Raw genomic sequence first — 21236 nt, 5'->3', positions numbered from 1 at the left:
GAGTGACGTTGCGGCTGACCAATGCCACGGTCGAGCGATTGCCGGACGACATCGAACGGCCGGGGTACGATCGTTCGGCGGTGCAACCGGGTGTCGTCCATCTCGGCATCGGCGCCTTCCACCGTGCGCATCAGGCAGTGGTGTTCGACGACCTTCTCGCGCGCGGTGATAGGCGATGGGGCATTCGCGCCGCTTCGCTTCGTTCGCCTGCCACCCGGGATGCGATGGCGCCGCAGGACGGGCTCTACGGCCTCGTGGTGCGCAACGGGCCCGAAGAGCGGGTGCGCGTCATCGGCTCCGTCAGGGACGTGTTGGTGGCGCCCGAAAATCCCGCCGCGCTGGTGGAGACGCTGGCGGCGCCCGAGACGCATATCGTGACACTCACGGTGACCGAGAAGGGCTACAAGCTCGATCCCGCGACGGGGGCGCTGATCGAAGCGGACGCCGAGGTGGCCTCCGACCTCGCCGGCCCCGATACGCCGAAGACGGCACCGGGATTCCTCGTCGCCGCTCTCGCGCGGCGGCGGGAGCGAGGGCTCGCACCATTCACGGCGATCTCGTGCGACAACCTTCCCGAGAACGGGCGCCGGCTCGAAGCGGCGGTGCTTGCCATGGCCGGGCGCCGCGACCCGGCGCTTCGCGACTGGATCGCCGAAAAGGGCGCCTTTCCGCAGACGATGGTCGACCGCATCGTGCCGGCGACCGACGAAGAGGATATCAAGCGGCTGGCCGCCCGGACCGGGCTTCTCGACCGCGCGATGGTCAAGACCGAGCCGTTCACGCAGTGGGTCATCGAAGACCGCTTCGCAGGCGAGCGGCCCAACTTCGACGCGGTGGGCGTTCAGATGACCGCCGACGTCGCGCCCTGGGAGACGGCCAAGCTCCGCCTCCTCAACGGCGCGCATTCGGGGATCGCCTATCTCGGTGCGCTGGCCGGGGTCGAATTTGTCGACCGTTTTGTAGCTACCCGCGCGGGCTCGGCCTTCGTCGAGACACTGTGGGATGAGGCGGAGGCCGCGCTGGTCCCGCCGGCGGAACTCGACATTGCCGCCTATCGCCGGGCGCTGATGGCGCGCTTCGCCAATCGCGCGCTCGGGCATCGGACTCGCCAGATCGCGATGGACGGATCCCAGAAGCTGCCGCAGCGGCTGGTCGCCTCGCTTATGGCACGGCAGGAGATGGGGCTCGCTTCGCCGATGACGAGCCTTGCGATCGCTGCCTGGATGCGCTGGCAGGCGGGGCGCGGCGATGACGGCACGCGGCATGCGGTCGACGATCCCCTGGCCGATCGTACCGCGGCTGCCTGGGCGGCCGCTGCCGATCCGGATGACGCGGCGCGCCGGCTACTGGCGCTCGACGCGATCTTTCCGCCGGTGCTGGCCCAAAGCCCCGCAGCGGGCGAAATCGCCCGCTGGCTCGGAGACCTGGTTCGGAGCGGCGCCGCCGCAACCCTTACGGCGGCGGTTCGCGATCAGAGATAGCGCGCGAGACCGAGCCCACCTGGGTCGATCGGCGGGGTCTCGCCGCCGACGATCGTGGAGACCAGGCGGCCGGAACCGCACGCCATGGTCCAGCCCAGCGTACCGTGACCGGTGTTGAGGAACAGATTCGGCACCGGCGTTGCGCCCACCACGGGCGTGCTGTCGGGCGTCATCGGACGCAATCCGCTCCAGAAGTTGGGCGGCTCATGGTTCGCCGCGGCGCCGGGGAAGAGATCGTTTATGGAATGGCGCAACGTCGCCTCGCGCCGCGGGCGCAGAGTGCGGTCGAAGCCGGCAAGCTCGGCCATTCCGCCGACCCGGATGCGATCGCCAAGCCGGGTGATCGCGATCTTGTAGCTCTCGTCGAGCAGGGTCGAGACCGGCGCGCGGGCCGGGTCGGCCACCGGCAACGTGATCGAATAGCCCTTCACCGGATAGACCGGCAGGCGAAGCCCGAGCGGGTGCAGCAGCCCGGGCGAATGGCTGGCGAGCGCGACGACATAGGCATCGCCGCGCACGAGGCCGCGGTCGGTGCGGACACCCCTGACGCGATCGCCGTCCCGCTCCAGAGCCTCGATCGTCGTGCCGTACTGCATGTCCACGCCCATGCCCGGCAGCCGCTCCGCGAGCAGGCGCGTGAACACGTGGCAGTCGCCGGTCTCGTCCCCTGGCAGGCGCAGGCCGCCCATGAAGCGATCGCGCGAGGCGCCGAGGCCCGGTTCGGCGCCGACGCAGCCGTCGCGGTCGAGCAGCTCGTAGGCAACGCCGTACTGCTCCAGCACGGCAATATCGCTCGCGCTCGCGTCGAGCTGCTTCTGCGTGCGGAAGAGTTGAAGCGTACCGAGCGATCGCTGATCGTACTGAAGCCCGAGCTTGCCGCGCAGCGCGATCAGCTCGTCCCGGCTGAACTCCGCGAGGCGGACCATGCGGCTCTTGTTGAGCGCGTAGCGCGCCGCGGTGCAGTTGCGCAACATCGCCAGGATCCAGCGCAGCATCGCCATGTCGAGCTGCGGCTGCAGGATCAGCGGGGCATGCTTCATGAGCAGCCACCGTAGTGCCTTCAGCGGAATGCCGGGCGCCGCCCAGGGGGAGGCGTAGCCGGGCGAGATTTCGCCCGCATTGGCGAAGCTGGTCTCCAGCGCGGGCCCCGACTGGCGGTCGAGCAGCACGACTTCATGCCCGGCTTCGGCCAGGTAATAGGCCGAGGTCACGCCGACCACGCCGGCGCCCAGAACGATCACTCTCATGGGTAGCTCCCAGGCGCCCGCACCTGCGCGGCGCCGTTTTCGAGATAGATGCGCGCATGCCGCGCACCCAATTGCGTCAGGATCTCGTAGGCGATCGTCCCGGCATCGCGTGCGACGTTGTCAAGCGACTGCGAAGGGCCGATGAGTTCGACGAAGTCGCCCTCGCGCAACGCCCCTTCGGGGAGCGCGCCGATGTCGACGGTCGTGCTGTCCATCGATACGCGCCCGACGATGGGAAGCCGCGTGCCGCTATGCCAAGCGGCACCGACACCGCCGAGACAACGCGGCCAGCCGTCCGCATAACCGATGGCGATTGTCGCCAGCCGTTGCTGCCCCCTTGCGATGTGCTCGAAGCCGTAGCCGACGCCGGCACCCGCCTCGATCGTGCGGATCTGGAGGACGCGCGCATCGAGCCGGACGACGGGCTGGAGCCCCTCGGCATGGGGCCCTGGATCGACTCCGAACAAGGCGACGCCGGGCCGCGCGAGCTCGCCGTGAAACTCGCCGGGAAGGAATATGCCACCGCTGTTTGCGATCGAGCCGGGCACACCCGGGAAATGCGCGTGGACCATACGAAACCGCGCGAGCTGCTCCGCGTTGGCAGGGCGCGCCGGTTCGTCCGCACAGGCGAGATGGGTCATGACGAGACGAAGGTCGACTTCGCGCGCGAACGCCGGATCATTCGCCAAAGCGATCGCGGCAGTGGAGGGCAGGCCGAGGCGCGACATGCCGCTGTCGACTTGCAGGGCTGCCGGCAGCGACCGGCCGTTCGAGCGGGCGAGCGTGCGCCAGCGTTCGACTTGCGTCGCGGAATTCAGCACCGGCACGAAACCGCGCTCGGCGCAAAGTGCTTCGCTCCCGGGATCGATGCCGTTGAGGACGAAGATCTCCGCATCGCCGCCGATGACTTGCGCCAGTGGACCGGTCTCGCAAAGCTGGGCGACGAAGAAGGTGCGGCAGCCCTCGCGGTAAAGGGCCGGGCCGACCATCGTCACGCCGAGACCGTAGGCGTTCGCCTTGACGACGGCGCCGCAGCGCGCCGGCGCGATACGCCGCGCAATGGTGCGATAGTTCGCGCGTATGGCATCGAGATCGGTGCCAAGCCGGCTCGAGAATGCGTCGATGGCGATGTGTGATTGCATTCCCCGCTCCTTCGGCGGGAATACTGCATATCCTGCTCAACGTTTCGCCAATCTGATGTATGAAACGCCGATAAATGCCCTATGAGAGGCATAATCTGCAAAATAGTGGAATATTCTGCATGAAAGCCCTCGACGACGCCGATCGGCGGATTCTCAACCGCCTTCGTCTCGATGCACGGATTACCAACAGCGCGCTTGCCGCGGAGGTCGGCCTATCGCCGTCCGCCTGCTTGCGGCGCGTGAAGCTGCTCGAGGCATCGGGCGTGATCCGGGGCTATACCGCGATCGTCTCGATCGCCGGACCGGACGAAGGCACAGTCGCCATCGTGGAAATCGAGCTCGAACGGCAGACCGAAGAATATCTCGCCCGTTTCGAGGCCGCCCTACGCCGCCACCCGGAAATTCAGGAGTGGTATCTGATGACCGGCAACGGCGACTACGTCCTTCGCGTCCAGATCGCGGGGATCGACGATTACGGAGAGTTCCACCGCGACGTCCTGTCGCGACTCCCGGGCGTTTCACGCATCACGTCGAGCTTCGCCATGCGCAGCCATCGCCGGCGGTAGCACGGCGGCCATCGGCGAACGCTGGCAAACGCAAAAATCCCCGTTTTCCCGGGAAAACGAGGATTAACTACCTGAAAATAAAGGGTAAATGGTGCGGTCGAGAAGACTCGAACTTCCACGGGCTTTCGCCCACAACGACCTCAACGTTGCGCGTCTACCAGTTCCGCCACGACCGCACTCAGCCAGAAGGGCGACGGGCGCCCTCGGGGGGTAGGCGGGCGCCACTAGCAACAGGTGCGCCCCTCCGCAAGCGGTTTGAGCGTGCTTGTCGCGCCATGCCCGCAATCAGCCCGGTTTCCAGCCGATTTCCGCGAACTTGGCCGACTTGGGAACGTCGGTTACCGCCTCGTTGATCGTGACGCTCTCCCCCGGGGCGAGCTGCGCCTTGGGCGGTGCGACTTCCCAGCTGTAGACGATCCGGTCGCGGGCATCGCGCATGACGATCAGGATCGAGGGGACGGTGCGTGTCTCGCGCCCGACGTTGGTGATCGTGCCGCTCGCGCCGAAGAACTCCGTGCCGTTGGGCAGCGTGCGCCGGTCCTGCTGTTCGGGCGGAAACTCGAGCACGAGATCGGGCTGCTGGACCGCGAAAATCGGGCGGCTGACGGGCACCCAGCCGGGTAGGCCCCAATAGCTGACCGCAGCGATCGTGCCGAGCGCCAGCACCGCGAATACTGCGGCGGCCGCGGTCCATATCTTCAGCGGATTGCGTCGCGGACGGAAGGGCGGTTCGGCCGCGAAGGGAGAATAGCCGTCGTCGGGTTCCACAGGCGGCGGCGGGGCGGGAATCGCTTCGGCCACCGGCGGTGGCTGGTCGAAATCGGGCGCAGGCGAGGGAGCGGGCTCTTCCGGGACTTCGGGTTCGTCCTGCGGCGCAGGTTGTGATTCCTCGACCGGAGGCGGCGGCGGCGGCGCAGGAGGAGCTACCGGCGGGGGCGCGGGAGGCGCTGGCGGCGGCGCATCCTCGCCGATCTCCGCGCCCGTGCCTTCCTGGAACCAGCTGTGCCGGCATTTCGCGCATCGCACCGTGCGCCCGTCGACTCCGATAGCGCTGTCTGGCACGACATAGCGGGTCGAGCAGGCGGGGCAGGCGATGATCATCGTAACCGGCATCCTTAGGGCGGGCCACGGATCGCACAAGGCTTGCCCGCAATGCGGGAGCGAGCGAGCGGCTTTTTTCCACATCGAAGCGCCGCTATAGCCGCGCGCACATGCCAAGCTGCGATCTCCCGACACTGCGGACGGACCTTCGTCCATGAGCGATTTCGACAGCGAGATCGTGGCGTTCGACAACGTGGGTTTGCGCTACGGCACCGACGGGGAAGTGCTGCGCGACATATCGTTCACGCTCTACCCGGGCAGTTTCTATTTTCTCACCGGGGCGAGCGGGGCGGGCAAGACCTCGCTGCTCAAGCTGCTGTACTTGGCGCAACGCCCCTCGCGCGGGGCGATCCGGATGTTCGGCTCCGACGTCATTACCCTGCCGCGCGCCCGCCTGCCGGCCTTCCGCCGGCGGCTGGGCGTCGTGTTCCAGGATTTCCGGCTCGTGCCGCACCTCTCCGCCTTCGATAACGTGGCGCTTCCGCTGCGCGTCTCGGGCATGCCGGAATCCGACGTGGCGAAGCCGGTCGCGGACATGCTCGACTGGGTCGGCCTGTCGCACCGGTATGAGGCGCGGCCAGCCACGCTGTCGGGCGGGGAGCAGCAGCGCGTGGCGATCGCCCGTGCGGTGATCGGCCGGCCCGACATGCTGGTGGCAGACGAGCCCACCGGCAACGTCGACCCCGAAATGGCGTTGAAGCTCCTGCGCCTGTTCGAGGCTCTCAATCGCTTGGGCACGACGGTCGTCGTCGCGACGCACGACGTGCATCTGCTCAAGAAGGTGCCCGATTCGCTGATCATGCGGCTGGACAAGGGGCGGCTGTCCGATCCCACGGGCGCGCTGCGCTATCCGCCGCGCGCCGCCAGCCGCGAGAACTCTGTATCATGACCAAGTCGGGAACGCTCAATCGTGCGATCGTGCGCGGCTTCTCGCCGTTCGGCGGCGATCGTGCGGCGCGGCTGGTGCCCCAGGCGCGGCTCGTAGGGCCGATGCCATGGGTGATCGCGATCATGGTCGCGCTGACGGTGATCGCGGCGGCGGGCGGGCTTGCGCTGCAGAACATGGCCGATACCGCACGCGCCGAGCTTTCGGGCGGTGTGACCGTGCAGGTGATCGAGGCGTTTCCCGCCGCACGCGAGCGGCAGGCGGACGCGGTGATGGATGCGCTCGCGAACGACCCGGCGATCGCCACCTATCGCCGGGTGCCGGAGGCGGAGCTCGAAGCGTTGCTCGAACCTTGGCTCGGCGTCGGGGCAACCGATGCGACTGTGCCCGTTCCGGCGCTGATCGACGTGCGTCTGCGGGGCGTTGCCGACCGCGCCGCGATCGACGACCTTCAGACGCGGCTGCTCCAGATCGCACCCGATGCGCGCGTCGATGCGCAATCCGGCTGGCTGCAACCCGTGTTCGCGGCGATCGCATCGCTTCAGTGGCTGGCGATCGCGCTCGTGGTGCTGCTCGCGCTGACGAGTGCCGCAGCGGTGTGGTTGGCGGCGCGCTCGGCGCTCGGCAGCAACCGGAACACGATCGAGATCGTCCACCTCCTCGGCGGCACGGACGGCCAGATCGCGCGCATCTTCCAGCGCTCGATCGGCTATGATGCGGTGCTCGGCGGTGCGGCGGGGCTGGCGATCGGCGTCGCCGGGGTCATGGTGCTCGGCAAGCAGTTCGCGGCGCTCGGCTCGGGCATGATGGCCGGCGGCGGGTTGACGCTGTTCGATTGGCTGATGCTCGCAGGTATCCCGATCGCGGGGGTCGTGATTGCGATCGTCACTGCGCGGCTGACCGTGCTCGCTTCCGTGAGGCGGATGCTGTGATCGGCCGCATCGTTTCCGCCGTGGTCATGCTGTGGGCGCTGGGCTTCCTGTGGTTTGCGGTTGCGCTGCCGGGGCCGGCGGGAGACCTGCATTCCGACGCGGTGATCGTGCCCACCGGCGGTGCCGGACGAATCGAGCGCGGACTCGAGATCCTTCGCAATGGGCAAGCCGAAGCGATGCTCGTGACCGGGGTCGATCCCGAGGTCAAACCGCGCGAGTTCGCGGCGCAGTTCGATGTGCCGGCGGATCTGATGGATTGCTGCGTCGCGCTCGGCTTTGCGGCGGTCGACACGCGCAGCAACGCCTCGGAAACCGCGCGCTGGGTCGATTCGCGCGAGATCAAGTCGCTCCGCCTCGTCACGACCGACTGGCACATGCGGCGCGCAGCGGGTGAATTGGCGCGCACGCTCCCGGGCGGTGTGACGGTAGTGTGGGATGCGGTTCCCTCGCATCCGTCGTTCGGCGACCTGTTCCTCGAATATCACAAGCTGCTCGCCAGCACGGCCAGCCGGCTGTGGTAGTGGGGCAGGCGATGCTCCTCCTGCGCAATCTCGCGTTCTATCTCGTCTTCTACCTCGGGAGCGTGATTTACGTGCTCTCGGCGGTCGCCTCTATTCCGCTGGGGGCACGCGCGCTTGGCTGGGTGGTGGACCGCTGGTGCTGCTTCCACCGTACCTGCGCGCAGGTGTTCCTCGGCATATCGGTGCGCCTGGAAGGCGCGCCCACCGCCGGCGCGGCGCTCTATGCGGTCCGGCACGAGAGCTTTTTCGAGGCGATCGACGCGCCGTGCCTGTTCGATCGGCCGGTGCCTTTCGCCAAGCGCGAGCTGTTTCGTATCCCCGGCTGGGGCCGTGCGGCCGAAGCTTATGGCTGCGTCCCCGTAGCCCGCGAAGAAGGCGCCCGGGCGCTGCGTGCGATGGTCGCATCCGCCCGGACTTATTCCGCGCAGGGCCGTCCGCTGGTGATCTTTCCCGAAGGTACCCGCGTGCCGCATGGGGAGCGGCGCCAGCTCCAGGCGGGCTTTGCGGGGCTCTACAAGCTCCTCGGGCTGCCGGTGGTGCCGGTGGCGGTCGACAGCGGTCCGCTCTATCACCGCCGGCTCAAGCGGCCGGGCACGATCACTTACCGGTTTGCGGAGCCGATCGCTCCCGGGCTGCCACGCGCCGAAGTTGAACGGCAGGTGATCGAGGCGATCAATGCGCTGAACGCGGGATCGCCCGCGGCCTAGTGATCCTTGCGGCCGAAGTCTGGCCGCGCATCGTCCTGCCCCTGTTCGACGATCGAACGGCGGATATCGCGCGTGCGTGCGAAGAGTTCGAACAGCGCCTCTCCATCGCCGCGCCGGATCGCGCGCTGGAGCGCCGTCAGGTCTTCGTTGAAACGGCCGAGCATCTCCAGCACCGCGTCTCGGTTCGACAGGAATACGTCGCGCCACATCGTCGGATCGCTGGCGGCGATGCGCGTGAAATCGCGGAAGCCGCCGGCCGAATACTTGATCACCTCGCTGCGCGTGACTTCCTCGAGATCGGAGGCCGTGCCCACGATGGTGTAGGCGATCAGGTGCGGAATATGGCTGGTGACGGCGAGCACGAGGTCGTGATGCGCCGCATCCATGATCTCGACCTTCGCGCCCAGCGCTTCCCAGAAGCCGGTCAGCGCAGCAACTGCCTCCTCATCGGCATCGGCGGGCGGGGTGAGAATGCACCAGCGGTGCCGGAACAGGCTGGCGAATCCGGCGTCGGGGCCGCTCTGCTCGGTGCCCGCAACGGGATGCGCGGGAATGACGGTGTGCCCCGGCAGTGCCTCGCGGAGCGCGTCCATCACCGACTGCTTCGAAGATCCGACGTCGCTGACGATCGCATCGGGGGACAAATGGTCGGCGATTTCGGCGGCCGCCTGCGCCATCGCGCCAACGGGCACGCAGAAGAGAACGAGGTCGGCGCCGGTTACCGCCTCTCCGGCCGTTTCGCAGACGGTCCGGACCAGAGCTCGCTCGGCGGCACGGCGGCGCACGGCGGGGTCGGCGTCGTACCCCGTGGTCTCCACGTCCGGCAGATGCTCGGCGATCGCCAGCCCGAGCGAGCCGCCGAGCAGGCCGAGCCCGATGATCGCGACGCGCTCGATACTCAACGGACCGCCTCCGCCATGGCGCGCAGCGTCTGCGCGACCGCGTCCATCTGCTCGCGCGTGCCGATGGTTATGCGCAAGGCCCGCGGCAGGCCCTGACCGGGCAGGTGGCGCACCGCGAAGCCTGCGTCGGCCAGGCCATCGAGCGCGGCCGCAGCGGCCAGCGCACCTTCGAACAGCACGAGCACGAAGTTGCCCTTGCTCGGCAGGGCGCGCAGCCCATGATTGCCGAGCGCACCGATCGCGTCCGAAAACCGCGCCAGCTCCGCCTTGTTGTGATCGCGCGAACGTTCGACGAATCTCTGGTCGCCGAGCGCGGCGAGCGCCGCCGCCTGGCCGTGGTTGGTGACGTTGAAGGGCCCGCGAATGCGGTTGAGGGTGTCGACGATCCCCGGCGCACCCGTCGCCCAGCCAACCCGCTCGCCGGCGAGACCGTAGATCTTCGAGAACGTCCGCGTGACAAGCACGTTGTCGTGCCGCGCAGCGAGCGCGAGCCCGCCGTCGTCGTCCTCGGGCGCGAGGTATTCGGCATAGGCCTGGTCGAGCACGAACAGCACGTCGCGCGGCAGACCGGCGTGGAGCCGTGCCACCTCGGACCCGGGGAGAAAGCTGCCGGTCGGATTGTTCGGATTGGCGAGGAAGACCACGCGCGTCCGCTCGGTCACCGCGGCGAGCAGCGCGTCGACATCGGCGCCGTAGTCGGCATCGGGGGCCTCGACCGGCACCGCGCCGCAGCGGCGCGCGGCGATGTCGTAAACGGCGAAGCTGTAGCGGGTGAACAGTACCTCGTCGCCCGGCCCGGCGTAGCCCTGCGTGGCGAGGTTGAGCAGCTCGTCCGACCCGGTGCCGCAGACAATGCGCACGGGGTCGATCCCATGGAGCGCGCCGATGCCTTCGCGCAGCGCACCCGCGTCCGGATCGGGGTAGCGCGCCGGTGGCGCAGCTTGTGTCAGCGCGGCAAGCGCTGCCGGGCTCGTGCCCAGCGGGTTCTCATTGGCCGAGAGCTTGACCAGCTCGCGCCCGTCGGCAGCCCGGGCCTTGCCCGGCACGTAGGCGTGGATGCCCTCGATCCAGGGCTTGGGGGTAGGGCCATCGCTCATGTCGTTGAGCCTCCTAGGGGAACGGGCAGGGCGGGCAAAAAAGAAAATGCAGTCCCCCCGGGCAGGACGGCTTTCAACCGGCCGCTCGGGACATGCTTAGACAAGGCCGGGGGGAATGGCTAAGGGGCGCCTTCCCGACCTTCGTTCGTGCCGAGCTTGCCGCGGCACCGCACTTCTGGTTTCGAGAGCTGCATGGCCGCGCCGTCCCACACCTACACCCTTCCCCAGCCTCTGCCGCTCGACGGCGGGCAGGCGATCGAGGGTGCGGCGATCGCCTACGAGACCTATGGCGAACTCGCGGCGGACAAGTCCAACGCGATTCTCGTCTGCCACGCGCTCACCGGCGACCAGTATCTCGCCAGCCCGCATCCGGTGACCGGCAAGCCCGGCTGGTGGGAGCGGATGGTCGGTCCCGGCAAGCCGATCGACACGAGCCGCTACCACGTGATCTGCGCCAATGTGATCGGCAGTTGCATGGGCTCGACCGGCCCGGCGAGCGCGGCACCCGACGGCAAGCCGTGGGCGATGCGCTTCCCCGTCATCACCGTCCGCGACATGGTGCGCGGCCTCGTCGCCCTGCTCGACGGGCTCGGGATCGAGCGGCTGCACGCGGTCGTCGGCGGGTCGATGGGCGGGATGCAGGCGCTGAGTCTCGCGGCCAACTTCCCCGAGCGCGCCGCGCGCGTGCTCGCAATCGCGACGACCGCGCGGCATTCGGCGCAGAACATCGCGTTTCATGAAGTCGGGCGGCAGGCGATCATGGCCGATCCCAACTGGCGCGACGGCGACTACTACGGCCACGACACCGCGCCCGACGCCGGCCTCGCGGTCGCACGTATGGCGGCGCACATCACCTATCTCTCCGAAGCCGGCCTGACCGAGAAATTCGGCCGCCGTCTGCAGGACCGCGACGCGAAGAGCTTCGGCTTCGACGCCGATTTCCAGGTCGAGAGCTACTTGCGCTATCAGGGCAGCGGCTTCACCCGCCGGTTCGATGCCAATTCCTACCTCTACATCACCCGCGCGATGGACTACCTCGACATCGCCGAGGAACACGGCGGCAAGCTGGCCGACGCCTTCGCCGGGCACGCGATGGGCAAGGGCGCGCGCTTCTGCCTTGTCAGCTTCGACACCGACTGGCTCTATCCCACGTCCGAAAGCCGCCATGTGGTCCACGCGCTCAATGCCGCTGGCGCACCGGTCAGCTTCGTCGAGCTCTCCGCACCGTTCGGGCACGACAGCTTCCTGCTCGACGTGCCCCCGCTCGACCGGGTGGTGAAGGGCTTCCTCGATGGTTGACGCGTCCACACTGCGCCCCGATCTCGCGGTGATCGCGCGCCAGGTGCCTGCCGGCGTGCGCGTGCTCGACATCGGCTGCGGCGACGGCGCGCTGATGGCGGCTCTGCGCGACGGCAAGCAAGTCGACGCGCGCGGGATCGAGATCGACGGCGCGCTCGTCGAACGCTGCGTCGCGCGCGGCCTCAGCGTGGTGCAGGGCGATGCCGACCGCGACCTCGCCTTCTATCCCGACGGCGCGTTCGACGTGGCGATCCTCAGCCAGACGCTGCAGACCGCCGCGCGGCCCGACAAGATGCTCGCGGAATTGCTGCGGGTCGGCCGCCGCGCCTTCGTCAGCTTCCCCAATTTCGCCTACTGGCGGATGCGCTGGGCCCTGCTCAGCCGCGGCCGCATGCCGGTGACGCGCCACCTGCCGGTGACCTGGTACGAGACCGAGAACATCCACCACATGACCGTGCGCGATTTCGAGGAACTGGCGCGCGATCTCGGCATCGCCATCGAGAACCGCTGGTTCTTCACCCGCGAACGCGAGATCGGCCCCTCCGGCGCCAACTGGCGCGCCGAATACGCACTGTTCGAGGTGCGGCGCTAAAGCTTCAGCCTCTCCGCATGCCATGCCACGTGTTCGGCCATGAAGGTCGAGATGAAGTAATAGGAATGGTCGTAGCCGGCTTGCAAGCGGATCGTGGCGTCCGTGCCCGCGGCGTCGCAGGCTTCGGCGAGGCGGTGGGTGCGGAGCTGTTCGACGAGGAAGTCGTCGGCGGTGCCCTGGTCGACGAGGATGTGGTCGTGGCGCGCGCCGTCTTCGATCAGGGCGACCGCGTCGTATTCGCGCCATGATGCGCGGTCGGTTCCGAGATAGCGCCCGAGCGCCTTTTCGCCCCACGGCACTTCGCTCGGCGCGACGATCGGGGAGAAGGCGCTGATCGAACGGAAGCGCTCGGGATTGCGCAGGCCGATGGTCAGCGCGCCGTGGCCGCCCATCGAATGGCCGGTGATCGACTGGCGCGCCATGTCCGCCGGGAAGTTCGCCGCGATCGCCTCGGGCAGCTCGTGCTCGATATAGCTGCGCATGCGGTAATGCGCTGCCCAAGGCTGCTCGGTCGCATCCACGTAGAAGCCGGCACCCTTGCCGAAGTCGTATTCGTCCTCCGCATCGGGCACGTCATCGCCGCGTGGAGAGGTATCGGGGGCGACGAAGATCACGCCATGCTCGGCGCAGGCCGCGCGGTACTCGCCCTTCTCGGTGACGTTGGCGTGGGTGCAGGTCAGGCCCGAGAGATACCACAGCACGGGCAGCTTCGCCCCGTCCGCATGCTCGGGCACGAAGACCGAGAAGGTCATTGTCGTTCCGGTTTCGGCCGACGTGTGGGAATAGACGCCCTGTATGCCGCCGTGGCTGCGGTTGGTGCTGATGGTTTCGATGGTCATCGGCCCTCCCTATCCGTTCGCCGCACGCGTGTCGAAGCCGATCCTCCGCATTTGCACCTCCCAAAATGGGGAGGATCAGGCCTCGGCGATCGGCACCTCGGCCACCAGGGGTGCATGGCCCCAGTGCCGCAAGAGCCGCAGGGCGTCGGCGCCCGCCAGTCCCACGGTCGCGGTGTTGCGCAGCGGGTGGACGTTGATCCGCTCCGCCGCGGCCAGTCTTGCATCAAGCACCGCGGTCACGCTGCCCGGTTCGGCATTGATCATGGCGAGCGGAGTGACCGAGCCCGGCGCTATGCCGAGCAGGCGTTGCATGTCCTCCGCCTTCGCGAAGCTCACCCGCTTGCAGCCGATCGCCTGCGGCAGGGCCTTGAGGTCGACCCGCGCCTCGGCCGGCACGGTCGCCAGCCAGAACGCACCGGTGGTATCCTTCAGGAACAGGTTCTTGGTATGCTCGCCGGGAATGCCGCGGTCGAGCGCGCGGCTTTCGGCGACGGTGAAGACCGCCGGATGCTCGTGCAGCGAATGCGGGATCGCGAGCGACGCAAGGTCGGCCAGCAATCCCGCTTCGCCGCGCATTGCGCTCAGGACTGCGGCCGGTGAAGCGCGCAGAGCTTGTTGCCCGAAGGATCGCGCACGTAGCTCAGGTGCATGGTCCCCAGCACGCCGCCCTCGCGCGGGCCCGGCGGGTCTTCGATCGAGGTGCCGCCGTTGGCGACGCCGGCGTCGTGGAAGGCCTTCACCTGTTCGGGCGAATCGCACTTGAAGCCGATCGTCCCGCCATTCGCGAACGTGGCAGGCTCGTCGTTGATCGGTTCGGACACGCAGAACGTACCGCCGTTGTGGACGTAGAACAGGCGTGTGTGGCCGCTGCTCGCGACATTGCGCATCGCCTCGCCCGTGAAGCCCAGCGTGCCGAGCACGGCGTCGTAGAACGTCTTTGCCTTCTCGATATCGTTCGCGCCGACCATGATATGATTGAACATCGCCAAGCCTCCCATTCAGTTTCGATTCGCCACCTATATCGGGTGCGAACCGCCGGTCAATAGACCACGACGCTCCTGATGCTTTCGCCGGCGTGCATCAGGTCGAAACCCTTGTTGATCTCCTCCAGGCTGAGGACATGGGTGATCATCGGGTCGATCTGGATCTTGCCGTCCATGTACCAGTCGACGATCTTCGGCACGTCGGTGCGGCCGCGCGCGCCGCCGAACGCGGTGCCGCGCCAGTTGCGGCCGGTCACGAGCTGGAACGGGCGGGTGGAGATTTCCTTGCCGGCTTCGGCCACGCCGATGACGACCGAAGTGCCCCAGCCGCGGTGGCAGCATTCGAGCGCGGTGCGCATGACTTCGGTGTTGCCGGTGCAGTCGAAGCTGTAGTCCGCGCCGCCGTCGGTCAGCTCGACCACCTTGGCGACGACTTCGTCGCGGCTCAGGCCCTTGGTGTTGAGGAAGTGGGTCATGCCGAACTTGCGGCCCCATTCCTCGCGGTCCGAATTGATGTCGATGCCGACGATCATGTTCGCGCCGGCGAGCTTCGCGCCCTGGATCACGTTGAGGCCGATCCCGCCGAGGCCGAACACCACGACGTTGTCGCCGACCTGGACCTTGGCCGTGTTGACCACCGCGCCGACGCCGGTGGTGACGCCGCAGCCGATGTAGCAGCTCGTCTGGAACGGGGCGTCCTCGCGGATCTTCGCGACCGCGATCTCCGGCAGCACGGTGAAGTTCGAAAACGTCGAACAGCCCATGTAGTGGAAGATCGTCTGCCCCTTGTACGAGAAGCGGCTGGTGCCGTCCGGCATCAGGCCCTTGCCCTGCGTGGCGCGGATCGCGGTGCACAGGTTGGTCTTGCCGGAAAGGCACGACTTACACTGGCGGCACTCGGGGGTGTAGAGCGGGATCACGTGATCGCCGGGCTTCACGCTGGTCACGCCCGCTCCGACGTCGCGCACGATCCCCGCGCCTTCGTGGCCGAGCACGCTGGGGAATATGCCTTCGGAATCGAGCCCGTCGAGCGTGTAGGCGTCGGTGTGGCAGATGCCGGTCGCCATGATCTCGACCAGCACTTCGCCGTCTTTCGGTCCTTCGAGGTCGAGCTCGACGATCTCGAGTGGCTTCTTCGCCTCGAAAGCGACGGCGGCGCGGGTTTTCATCGGGGCACTCCTGTAAACGTCTGTCGTCGAATCAGCATTGCTTGACTAACCAAGCTGCGGATAAAAGTCAAGAAAAAATCACCAAATGGGTTAGGAAGCGAAAAGTTAGTCCGTCTCGTGCACGGTTTTCGGCACCATGCACGCCATCACGCCCTCGCGCCCGTCCTCGCTGCCGTAGCCCGACCATTTCACGCCGCCGAACGGCGCGTCGACGCCCGACACGTTGGCGCCGTTGATCGCCAGCATGCCCGTCTCGATCTCCGCGGCCAGGCGGCGGCGGCGCGCCGGGTCCTGCGTCCAGGCATAGGCGGCGAGGCCGTAGGGCAGGCGGTTCGCCTCCTCGATCATGCTATCCTCGCCCTTCATCGGGTTGAGCAGCGCGACCGGGCCGAACGGTTCGTTGTTCATGATGTCGGCGTCGACCGGCACCTCGGAGAGCACGGTCGGCTCGTGGAAAAAGCCGCGATTGCCGATCCGTTCGCCGCCGGTGAGCAGGTTCGCGCCCTTGTCCTTCGCGTTGCCGATCAGCTTCGCCAGCGAATCCGGCCCGCGCGCGTTGGCCATCGGGCCCATCTGCGTGTCCTCCTCGAAACCGCTGCCGACCTTCACCGTCCTGGCGCGTTCGACGAACCCGTCGCGGAACCGCTCGAACACGTCTTCCTCGATCAGGAAGCGGGTCGGGCTGACGCAGACCTGGCCCGCATTGCGGTACTTGGCCGCGACCATGGTATCGAGCACCTTGTCGACGTCGCTGTCGTTGAACACGAGCACCGGGCCGTGGCCGCCGAGTTCCATCGTCGCGACCTTGAGGTCATCCGCCGCCAGACGGGCGAGGTGCTTGCCGACCGCGGTCGAGCCGGTGAAGGTCACCTTGCGGATAACCGGAGAGCCGAGCAGGTGGCGGCTGACCGTGTCGGGCACGCCGAACACGCACTGCACCGCATCGCCCGGCACGCCCGCGTCGAGCAGCGCCTGGACCAGCGCAATGCCGCCCGCCGGCGTCTCTTCCGACGGCTTGACGATCGTCGAGCAGCCGGCGGCGAGGGCGCCGCCGATCTTGCGCACGACGTTGATCATCGGGAAGTTCCACGCGGCGAAGCCCGCGACCGGGCCGATCGGGTGGTACTGCACCTCGACCCGCTGGCCCGCGGGACGCACCAGCGTGCGGCCGTAGATGCGCTTGATCTCGCCGGCGTAGAATTCGAGCAGCATGGCCGAGTAGATCACCTCGCCCATCGCTTCCTTGACCGGCTTGCCCTGCTCGCGCGTGATCGCGGGGGCGATCTCGCGCGCCCGCTCCTTGAGCAGCGCGGCGGCCTTGGTCAGGATCGCGGCGCGCTTGTCCGCCGGCGTGTTGCGCCATTCGCGGAAGCCCCGCTTCGCCCCGTCGAGCGCGCGGTCGAGATCTTCGGCGGTTGCGCGGGGCAGGGTGCCGATCGTCTCGCCGGTGGCCGGATCGATCACCTCTTCGGTCTCGCGCCCGCCGCCGGTCACTTGTTCGCCGGCGATCAGAAGGTGGAGGGAAGGGTAATCGGCCATTGCAGCAGCTCCTCTAGTCGCGTTTGCGCGGGGGATGGCCGCGCACGCGGGGCGCGTCAACTGTGCCGGGCCAGACTGAGCCTAGGCAAGCGTTCATCTTGCTTCGTATAGGGCGCCCGCCATGACACGCTTTCTCACCTCCGCCGCGCTGGCGCTGGCCTCGCTCGCTTCCGCCGCGCAGGCGCAGGAACCGCCGGAGCCGAATCTCACCATCGAACAGCGGACCGCGCTGCGCTGCTCGGTCGCCTTCGCGCTGGTCGCCGAGGGGCAGGCGCGGGGCGATGCCGCGATGACCGCCTATCCCGCGCTGGGCGAGCGAGGACGCGAATTCTTCGTCCGCACCTCCGCCCGGATCATGGACGAGACCGGCCTGAGCCGCGATGCGGTTGTTGGCCTCATGGGCGCGGAAGTCGAGTCGCTGCGCGAGGAAGGGGCGCTCGACCGGGTCATGTCGCCCTGCATGCTGCTGCTCGACGCCTCGGGTCTTTGAAGGCCGTTCAGTGCCCGGTCAGGCACTCCAGGGCACGTTTTCGCCCGCGAACGAATCGGAGAACGACCATGCGTATTCTCGCTCTTTGCGCGGCCTCTGCGCTCGCGTTTCCGGCCGCCGCGAGCGCCTCCGAGCCGGCGCCGCTGCCCGATTTCGAGGTTTACGACGCGCCGCTCTACGCGCCTGAGGCCGAATACGAGGAGCCCCTGTCGCAGCGGCTCGCCGACCCCGCGGTGCAGAACGAGCTTGCCAGCACCGTCGCGGTGCTGGGCGAAATCCTGCTCGACATGCCGCTGGCACCGATCGTCGAGCCGATGGCCGAGATTGCCGGCCGCGATCCCGGCAGCGTCGATCCCGATCTGACGTTGCGCAAGATGCGGCCCGAGGCGAGCGACGTGCCCGCCCGCGTCGCCCGCGATCTGCCGCGTGCCATGGGCGCGATGGCGTCGATGGCCGACAGCCTGGAAGCGATGCGCCCGGCGCTGCGCGCAATGGCCGAGCGGCTCGAATCCGGCATCGATCAGGCGACCCGCAGTCCCCGCTGACGCAGCGCCTGCGTAAAACCCTGTTTCGCCTGTCCCGGCACTGTAGACGGCCCCGCGCACTTGCGGCATGAGCAGGGGCGCATATGTGGCGCCTCTATCAGTTTCCCCTCTGTCCGTTCAGTCGCAAGGTTCGCCTGCTCCTCAGCGAGAAAGGCGTCGGCTACGAGCTGTGGCGCGAGAACCCGTGGGACGCGAGCGACGAGTTCTGGGCGCTGAACCCGGCCGGACGTACCCCGGTGCTCTACGACCCGGAACGGCGCCTCGCCCTGTCCGACAGCCGCGCGATCTGCGAGTATTTCGAGGAAACGGTCGACAAGGCGCCGATGATCAACGGCACGGCCTCCAACCGCGCGGAAATCCGCCGCCTGGTGGCGCTGTTCGACGAGAATTTCTTTGGCGACGTGACCATGCCGCTGTTGCACGAGCGGATGAAGAAGCGGCTCGTGCTGCGCCAGCCCCCCGACTCGCGGATACTGCGCGAGGCGATGAAGCTGGCGCACGGGCACCTCGACTACATCGACTGGCTGATCGACAACCGCACCTGGCTGGCCGGCGCGACGATGAGCCTGGCCGATCTTGCCGCTGCGGCGCAGATCTCGGTCGCCGATTACCTCGGCGGGATCGACTGGGCGGGGCACGAGCAGACGCGCGGGTGGTATTCGGTGTTCAAGAGCCGCCCGTCGTTCCGTCCGCTATTGTCGGAGCGCATGGAAGTGATCCAGCCGCCGCGCCACTACGCCGAACTGGACGTTTGAAGGCGCCTCAACAGCGCGGCGCTCGATTTCAAGCCGGAGGAATAATCCCGCCACCCCGTTCACGCCGGGTTACAACTACCCTATGCATCGGGCACGCGACGGGTAATCGGGCTGCGGCCCGCAAGAAGGTAAGCGAATACTGATGGCGAAGCGGGGGAGCCGGCGGAAGGCACCGAAGTCGACCGGCAAACGCACGGCGAGCGGCTGGCGCCTCTGGGCGCGGCGCCTGCTCATCTGGGGCGGCGCTTTGGCGCTGCTCGGCGCGCTGTTCCTCGGCCTCGCAGTCGCCTTTGCCGCGCGCTCGCTGCCCAGTTACGGCGAGCTCAAGGCCACCGACAACGCCCAGACGATCATCGTACGCGCCCGCGACGGAACCGAGATCGTCGAACTGGGGCCGAGCTACGGCGAGTGGCTCGACAGCTCCGAAATTCCGCAGGTGATGAAGGATGCGATGATCTCGGTCGAGGACCGGCGGTATTATTCGCATTTCGGCGTCGACCCTTACGGTCTCGCCCGCGCGCTCTGGGTGGCGATGACCGGCGATCGGCGCATCTCTGCGACGTCGACGATCACGCAGCAGCTCGCACGCAACATCTTCCTCAATTCGAACCGCTCGCTCGACCGCAAGCTGCGCGAGGCGGTTCTCGCGATCGCACTGGAAAGCAAGTTCTCGAAGGAGCAGATTCTCGAGCTCTATCTGAACAAGGTCTATTTCGGCGGCGGCGCCTACGGCATCGACAGCGCGAGCCGGAAATTCTTCAGCCATCCGGCGACCGAGCTCTCGACCGCCGAGGCGGCGATCATCGCCGGCCTCGTCAAGGCGCCGAGCCGCTATTCGCCGACTGCCGATGTCGAGGCCGCGGTCGGCCGCGCGAACGTCGTGCTGCGCCTCATGCGCGAGCAGGGGCGCATCTCGCCGAGCGAGGCGAGCGTCGATCCGGCGACGGTGAACCTCAAGGAAGAGCGCGCGCAGAATTCGGTGCGCTACTTCACCGACTGGGCGCTGCCGCAGCTCGAGCTGCTCCTGCCCGAGACCTTCGAGCCGATCGAGGTCTGGACCACGATCGATGTCGGCATGCAGCAGGCGGCGACCGCGGCGGTCAAGTCGAACACGCCCGCCGGCGCGCAGGGGGCGCTGGTCAGCCTCGACCGCGACGGGGCCATCCTCGCGATGGTCGGCGGGACCGACTACGTCACGACCAACTACAACCGCGCGACGAATGCGCTGCGCCAGCCGGGCTCGGCATGGAAGCTGTTCGTCTATCTCGCGGCGCTCGAAGCCGGCTATACGCCCGACGACCGCGTGGTCGACGCGCCGGTCACCATCGACGGCTGGAGCCCCCGCAATTCCGGCGGCACCTATGCCGGCGAGATCGATATGCGCGCCGCCTTCGCCTATTCGAAGAACACCGTCGCGGCGCAGCTCGGCAACGAGGTCGGCTTCGGGACCGTGGCCTCGATGGCCAAGCGGTTCGGCATCACCACGCCGATCTCGACCTATCCGGCAATGGTGCTCGGCAGTTCGGAAGTGCGCGTGATCGACATGACCCGCGCCTTTGCCGCGATTTCGGCCAAGGGCAGTTCGGTCGAGCCCTATGGTATCGTCAAGGTCACGACAGCCGACGGGGAAGTGCTTTACCAGCACGATGCGCCGCGCTCGACGCAGTTGGTGCCCGATTATGTCGCGGCGGGCATCACCGATCTGCTCCAGACGACGGTCAACACCGGGACGGGGCGTGCGGCGCAGATCGGCCGGCCAGTTGCGGGCAAGACCGGCACGACCAATTCGAACAAGGACGGCTGGTTCCTCGGCTTCTCCAGCGGGATCACCACCGGCGTGTGGATGGGCCGCGACGATGCCGATCCGGTGCCGGGCCTGCAGGGCGGCCGCGCGCCGGCCCAGGCTTTCGCAGCCTACATGCGCTACGCGGTGAAGGATCGGCCGGTCGAGCAGTTCGATACCGAGGTGCAACTGCCCGAATGGCAGCTCGAGCCGGACGACGAGTACTATTACGGCGAGCCGGACGACTACTACTACATCGACGAGCAGGGTAATCTGATCGAGCCGGGTGTTCCGGAGGAACCGGGCGAGTTGCCTTTCCCGATCGAGGGTGAACTGCCGCCGGGCGATCGTCCGCGCCAGCCGCCGCCGGGTCCGGCGAGCGACGGCGATCCGGGGCAGGCGGCGAGCGACGATTTCCTCGACCGCGCGACCGGACGCGCCGAGCCGCAGAGCCGCGCTTCCCCGCAGCCGATCCGCCTCCAGCCCCGCGCGCCGGTCCCCACGCCACAGCCGGGAGTCGAGGGGGCCGAATAGGCACGACTGCGCTCCAAACTCCGGGCTTCATCGAAGAGCGAAGAAACGGCTAGGACTCCGCAGGCCTTCAGCGCTGGTTGCAGTCGCCGGTTAAGTGATCGGCATCCGGCCCTGCCCAAACGAAAA

The 21236-nt window shown here is 67.9% G+C and carries 22 protein-coding genes and 1 tRNA gene; 12 read left to right on the top strand and 11 right to left on the bottom strand.

The genetic code is table 11. The annotated features are described in order from the left end of the window. Positions 1 to 2 precede the first annotated feature (2 nt). Entirely contained in the window at positions 3 to 1481 is a 1479-nt protein-coding gene (locus D2V04_RS12740) for a mannitol dehydrogenase family protein (protein WP_119514041.1), read from the top strand. Here the strand turns inward: D2V04_RS12740 and D2V04_RS12735 are convergent. Both D2V04_RS12735 and alr read right to left on the bottom strand, forming a co-directional pair. Continuing rightward, positions 1472 to 2728 carry a D-amino acid dehydrogenase gene (locus tag D2V04_RS12735; protein ID WP_119514040.1) on the bottom strand — a complete coding sequence of 419 codons (1257 nt, stop codon included), beginning with the start codon at positions 2726 to 2728 and terminating at the stop codon, positions 1472 to 1474. The genes D2V04_RS12740 and D2V04_RS12735 overlap by 10 nt on opposite strands. Beyond that, on the bottom strand, positions 2725 to 3870 hold the full coding sequence (gene alr, locus D2V04_RS12730) for an alanine racemase (RefSeq protein ID WP_119514039.1): 1146 nt from the start codon (positions 3868 to 3870) through the stop codon (positions 2725 to 2727). The genes D2V04_RS12735 and alr overlap by 4 nt, the downstream gene beginning before the upstream one ends. A 119-nt stretch (positions 3871 to 3989) precedes the next feature. Between alr and D2V04_RS12725 the strand changes: the two genes are divergently transcribed. Then, positions 3990 to 4436, top strand: a complete 447-nt coding sequence (locus D2V04_RS12725; protein WP_119514038.1) for an Lrp/AsnC family transcriptional regulator — start codon at positions 3990 to 3992, stop codon at positions 4434 to 4436. Positions 4437 to 4525: 89 nt separating this feature from the next. Here the strand turns inward: D2V04_RS12725 and D2V04_RS12720 are convergent. Together D2V04_RS12720 and D2V04_RS12715 are read right to left on the bottom strand one after the other, a co-directional pair. Then, positions 4526 to 4612: transfer RNA gene (locus tag D2V04_RS12720), tRNA-Leu, on the bottom strand. A 109-nt stretch (positions 4613 to 4721) separates the two neighbouring features. Further along, positions 4722 to 5537, bottom strand: a complete 816-nt coding sequence (locus D2V04_RS12715; RefSeq protein ID WP_119514286.1) for a zinc-ribbon domain-containing protein — start codon at positions 5535 to 5537, stop codon at positions 4722 to 4724. 154 nt (positions 5538 to 5691) lie between these two features. On the opposite strand from D2V04_RS12715, the gene ftsE reads away from it, so the two are divergent. The 4 genes from ftsE to D2V04_RS12695 are packed head-to-tail and all read left to right on the top strand — an operon-like array spanning position 5692 to position 8583. Beyond that, a complete protein-coding gene (gene ftsE, locus D2V04_RS12710) occupies positions 5692 to 6426 on the top strand; it encodes a cell division ATP-binding protein FtsE (RefSeq protein WP_119514037.1) in 735 nt (244 codons plus the stop codon). Further along, positions 6423 to 7355 (top strand): cell division protein FtsX, encoded by a 933-nt coding sequence (locus tag D2V04_RS12705; protein WP_119514036.1) that lies wholly within the window; start codon positions 6423 to 6425, stop codon positions 7353 to 7355. The genes ftsE and D2V04_RS12705 overlap by 4 nt, the downstream gene beginning before the upstream one ends. Beyond that, positions 7352 to 7876, top strand: a complete 525-nt coding sequence (locus D2V04_RS12700) for a YdcF family protein (RefSeq protein ID WP_182849749.1) — start codon at positions 7352 to 7354, stop codon at positions 7874 to 7876. The genes D2V04_RS12705 and D2V04_RS12700 overlap by 4 nt, the downstream gene beginning before the upstream one ends. Positions 7877 to 7887: 11 nt before the next feature. Further along, positions 7888 to 8583 carry a lysophospholipid acyltransferase family protein gene (locus D2V04_RS12695; protein ID WP_119514284.1) on the top strand — a complete coding sequence of 232 codons (696 nt, stop codon included), beginning with the start codon at positions 7888 to 7890 and terminating at the stop codon, positions 8581 to 8583. Here D2V04_RS12695 and D2V04_RS12690 read toward each other — a convergent pair. Further along, positions 8580 to 9485 (bottom strand): prephenate/arogenate dehydrogenase family protein, encoded by a 906-nt coding sequence (locus D2V04_RS12690; RefSeq protein WP_119514035.1) that lies wholly within the window; start codon positions 9483 to 9485, stop codon positions 8580 to 8582. The two genes, D2V04_RS12695 and D2V04_RS12690, sit on opposite strands and share 4 nt — an antisense overlap. After that, positions 9482 to 10582 (bottom strand): histidinol-phosphate transaminase, encoded by a 1101-nt coding sequence (gene hisC, locus D2V04_RS12685; protein WP_119514034.1) that lies wholly within the window; start codon positions 10580 to 10582, stop codon positions 9482 to 9484. Before hisC ends, D2V04_RS12690 begins: the two co-directional genes overlap by 4 nt. A 192-nt stretch (positions 10583 to 10774) precedes the next feature. On the opposite strand from hisC, the gene metX reads away from it, so the two are divergent. Beyond that, entirely contained in the window at positions 10775 to 11881 is a 1107-nt protein-coding gene (gene metX, locus D2V04_RS12680) for a homoserine O-acetyltransferase MetX (protein WP_119514033.1), read from the top strand. After that, positions 11874 to 12473 (top strand): methionine biosynthesis protein MetW, encoded by a 600-nt coding sequence (gene metW, locus D2V04_RS12675; RefSeq protein WP_119514032.1) that lies wholly within the window; start codon positions 11874 to 11876, stop codon positions 12471 to 12473. Before metX ends, metW begins: the two co-directional genes overlap by 8 nt. On the opposite strand, the gene fghA is transcribed toward metW, so the two are convergent. The 5 genes from fghA to D2V04_RS12650 all read right to left on the bottom strand — a co-directional run bounded on the left by fghA (position 12470) and on the right by D2V04_RS12650 (position 17003). Then, positions 12470 to 13312 (bottom strand): S-formylglutathione hydrolase, encoded by an 843-nt coding sequence (gene fghA / locus D2V04_RS12670; RefSeq protein ID WP_119514031.1) that lies wholly within the window; start codon positions 13310 to 13312, stop codon positions 12470 to 12472. The two genes, metW and fghA, sit on opposite strands and share 4 nt — an antisense overlap. 75 nt (positions 13313 to 13387) lie before the next feature. Beyond that, positions 13388 to 13888, bottom strand: coding sequence for a prolyl-tRNA synthetase associated domain-containing protein (locus D2V04_RS12665; protein WP_119514030.1), 501 nt, complete (start codon positions 13886 to 13888; stop codon positions 13388 to 13390). A gap of 5 nt (positions 13889 to 13893) precedes the next feature. Beyond that, the gene (locus tag D2V04_RS12660; protein ID WP_119514029.1) at positions 13894 to 14295 is read right to left on the bottom strand and encodes a VOC family protein; all 402 of its coding nucleotides are present in this window, start codon (positions 14293 to 14295) and stop codon (positions 13894 to 13896) included. Between the two features lie 56 nt (positions 14296 to 14351). Further along, positions 14352 to 15464: an S-(hydroxymethyl)glutathione dehydrogenase/class III alcohol dehydrogenase gene (locus D2V04_RS12655; protein ID WP_119514028.1), complete on the bottom strand. Its 1113-nt coding sequence runs from the start codon at positions 15462 to 15464 to the stop codon at positions 14352 to 14354. Positions 15465 to 15569: 105 nt separating this feature from the next. Beyond that, the gene (locus D2V04_RS12650) at positions 15570 to 17003 is read right to left on the bottom strand and encodes an NAD-dependent succinate-semialdehyde dehydrogenase (RefSeq protein ID WP_119514027.1); all 1434 of its coding nucleotides are present in this window, start codon (positions 17001 to 17003) and stop codon (positions 15570 to 15572) included. Positions 17004 to 17124: 121 nt separating this feature from the next. On the opposite strand from D2V04_RS12650, the gene D2V04_RS12645 reads away from it, so the two are divergent. The 4 genes from D2V04_RS12645 (at position 17125) to D2V04_RS12630 (ending at position 21110) form a co-directional block, all read left to right on the top strand. Then, positions 17125 to 17493, top strand: a complete 369-nt coding sequence (locus D2V04_RS12645) for a hypothetical protein (RefSeq protein WP_228766421.1) — start codon at positions 17125 to 17127, stop codon at positions 17491 to 17493. Positions 17494 to 17561: 68 nt separating this feature from the next. Beyond that, on the top strand, positions 17562 to 18038 hold the full coding sequence (locus D2V04_RS12640; protein WP_119514026.1) for a hypothetical protein: 477 nt from the start codon (positions 17562 to 17564) through the stop codon (positions 18036 to 18038). Positions 18039 to 18121: 83 nt separating this feature from the next. Beyond that, on the top strand, positions 18122 to 18793 hold the full coding sequence (locus D2V04_RS12635) for a glutathione S-transferase family protein (protein ID WP_119514025.1): 672 nt from the start codon (positions 18122 to 18124) through the stop codon (positions 18791 to 18793). Positions 18794 to 18935: 142 nt separating this feature from the next. Next, positions 18936 to 21110 carry a PBP1A family penicillin-binding protein gene (locus D2V04_RS12630; protein WP_119514024.1) on the top strand — a complete coding sequence of 725 codons (2175 nt, stop codon included), beginning with the start codon at positions 18936 to 18938 and terminating at the stop codon, positions 21108 to 21110. Positions 21111 to 21236 lie beyond the last annotated feature (126 nt).

Origin of the sequence: Pelagerythrobacter aerophilus, from assembly GCF_003581645.1 — a bacterium.
Taxonomy (GTDB): Bacteria; Pseudomonadota; Alphaproteobacteria; order Sphingomonadales; family Sphingomonadaceae; genus Pelagerythrobacter; species Pelagerythrobacter aerophilus.
This window is presented reverse-complemented; position numbering and strand designations above follow the sequence as displayed.

Excerpts from the sequence above, each read along its gene's own strand:
- D2V04_RS12635 (WP_119514025.1), top strand. The coding sequence starts at position 18,122 with ATGTGGCGCCTCTATCAGTTTCCCCTCTGTCCGTTCAGTCGCAAGGTT.
- D2V04_RS12695 (WP_119514284.1), top strand. The coding sequence starts at position 7,888 with ATGCTCCTCCTGCGCAATCTCGCGTTCTATCTCGTCTTCTACCTCGGG.
- D2V04_RS12725 (WP_119514038.1), top strand. The coding sequence starts at position 3,990 with ATGAAAGCCCTCGACGACGCCGATCGGCGGATTCTCAACCGCCTTCGT.
- hisC (WP_119514034.1), bottom strand. The coding sequence starts at position 10,582 with ATGAGCGATGGCCCTACCCCCAAGCCCTGGATCGAGGGCATCCACGCC.
- D2V04_RS12715 (WP_119514286.1), bottom strand. The coding sequence starts at position 5,537 with ATGATCATCGCCTGCCCCGCCTGCTCGACCCGCTATGTCGTGCCAGAC.
- D2V04_RS12665 (WP_119514030.1), bottom strand. The coding sequence starts at position 13,888 with ATGCGCGGCGAAGCGGGATTGCTGGCCGACCTTGCGTCGCTCGCGATC.
- fghA (WP_119514031.1), bottom strand. The coding sequence starts at position 13,312 with ATGACCATCGAAACCATCAGCACCAACCGCAGCCACGGCGGCATACAG.
- D2V04_RS12705 (WP_119514036.1), top strand. The coding sequence starts at position 6,423 with ATGACCAAGTCGGGAACGCTCAATCGTGCGATCGTGCGCGGCTTCTCG.
- D2V04_RS12655 (WP_119514028.1), bottom strand. The coding sequence starts at position 15,464 with ATGAAAACCCGCGCCGCCGTCGCTTTCGAGGCGAAGAAGCCACTCGAG.
- metW (WP_119514032.1), top strand. The coding sequence starts at position 11,874 with ATGGTTGACGCGTCCACACTGCGCCCCGATCTCGCGGTGATCGCGCGC.
- D2V04_RS12660 (WP_119514029.1), bottom strand. The coding sequence starts at position 14,295 with ATGTTCAATCATATCATGGTCGGCGCGAACGATATCGAGAAGGCAAAG.
- metX (WP_119514033.1), top strand. The coding sequence starts at position 10,775 with ATGGCCGCGCCGTCCCACACCTACACCCTTCCCCAGCCTCTGCCGCTC.
- D2V04_RS12735 (WP_119514040.1), bottom strand. The coding sequence starts at position 2,728 with ATGAGAGTGATCGTTCTGGGCGCCGGCGTGGTCGGCGTGACCTCGGCC.
- D2V04_RS12630 (WP_119514024.1), top strand. The coding sequence starts at position 18,936 with ATGGCGAAGCGGGGGAGCCGGCGGAAGGCACCGAAGTCGACCGGCAAA.
- D2V04_RS12640 (WP_119514026.1), top strand. The coding sequence starts at position 17,562 with ATGCGTATTCTCGCTCTTTGCGCGGCCTCTGCGCTCGCGTTTCCGGCC.
- D2V04_RS12650 (WP_119514027.1), bottom strand. The coding sequence starts at position 17,003 with ATGGCCGATTACCCTTCCCTCCACCTTCTGATCGCCGGCGAACAAGTG.
- alr (WP_119514039.1), bottom strand. The coding sequence starts at position 3,870 with ATGCAATCACACATCGCCATCGACGCATTCTCGAGCCGGCTTGGCACC.
- D2V04_RS12645 (WP_228766421.1), top strand. The coding sequence starts at position 17,125 with ATGACACGCTTTCTCACCTCCGCCGCGCTGGCGCTGGCCTCGCTCGCT.
- ftsE (WP_119514037.1), top strand. The coding sequence starts at position 5,692 with ATGAGCGATTTCGACAGCGAGATCGTGGCGTTCGACAACGTGGGTTTG.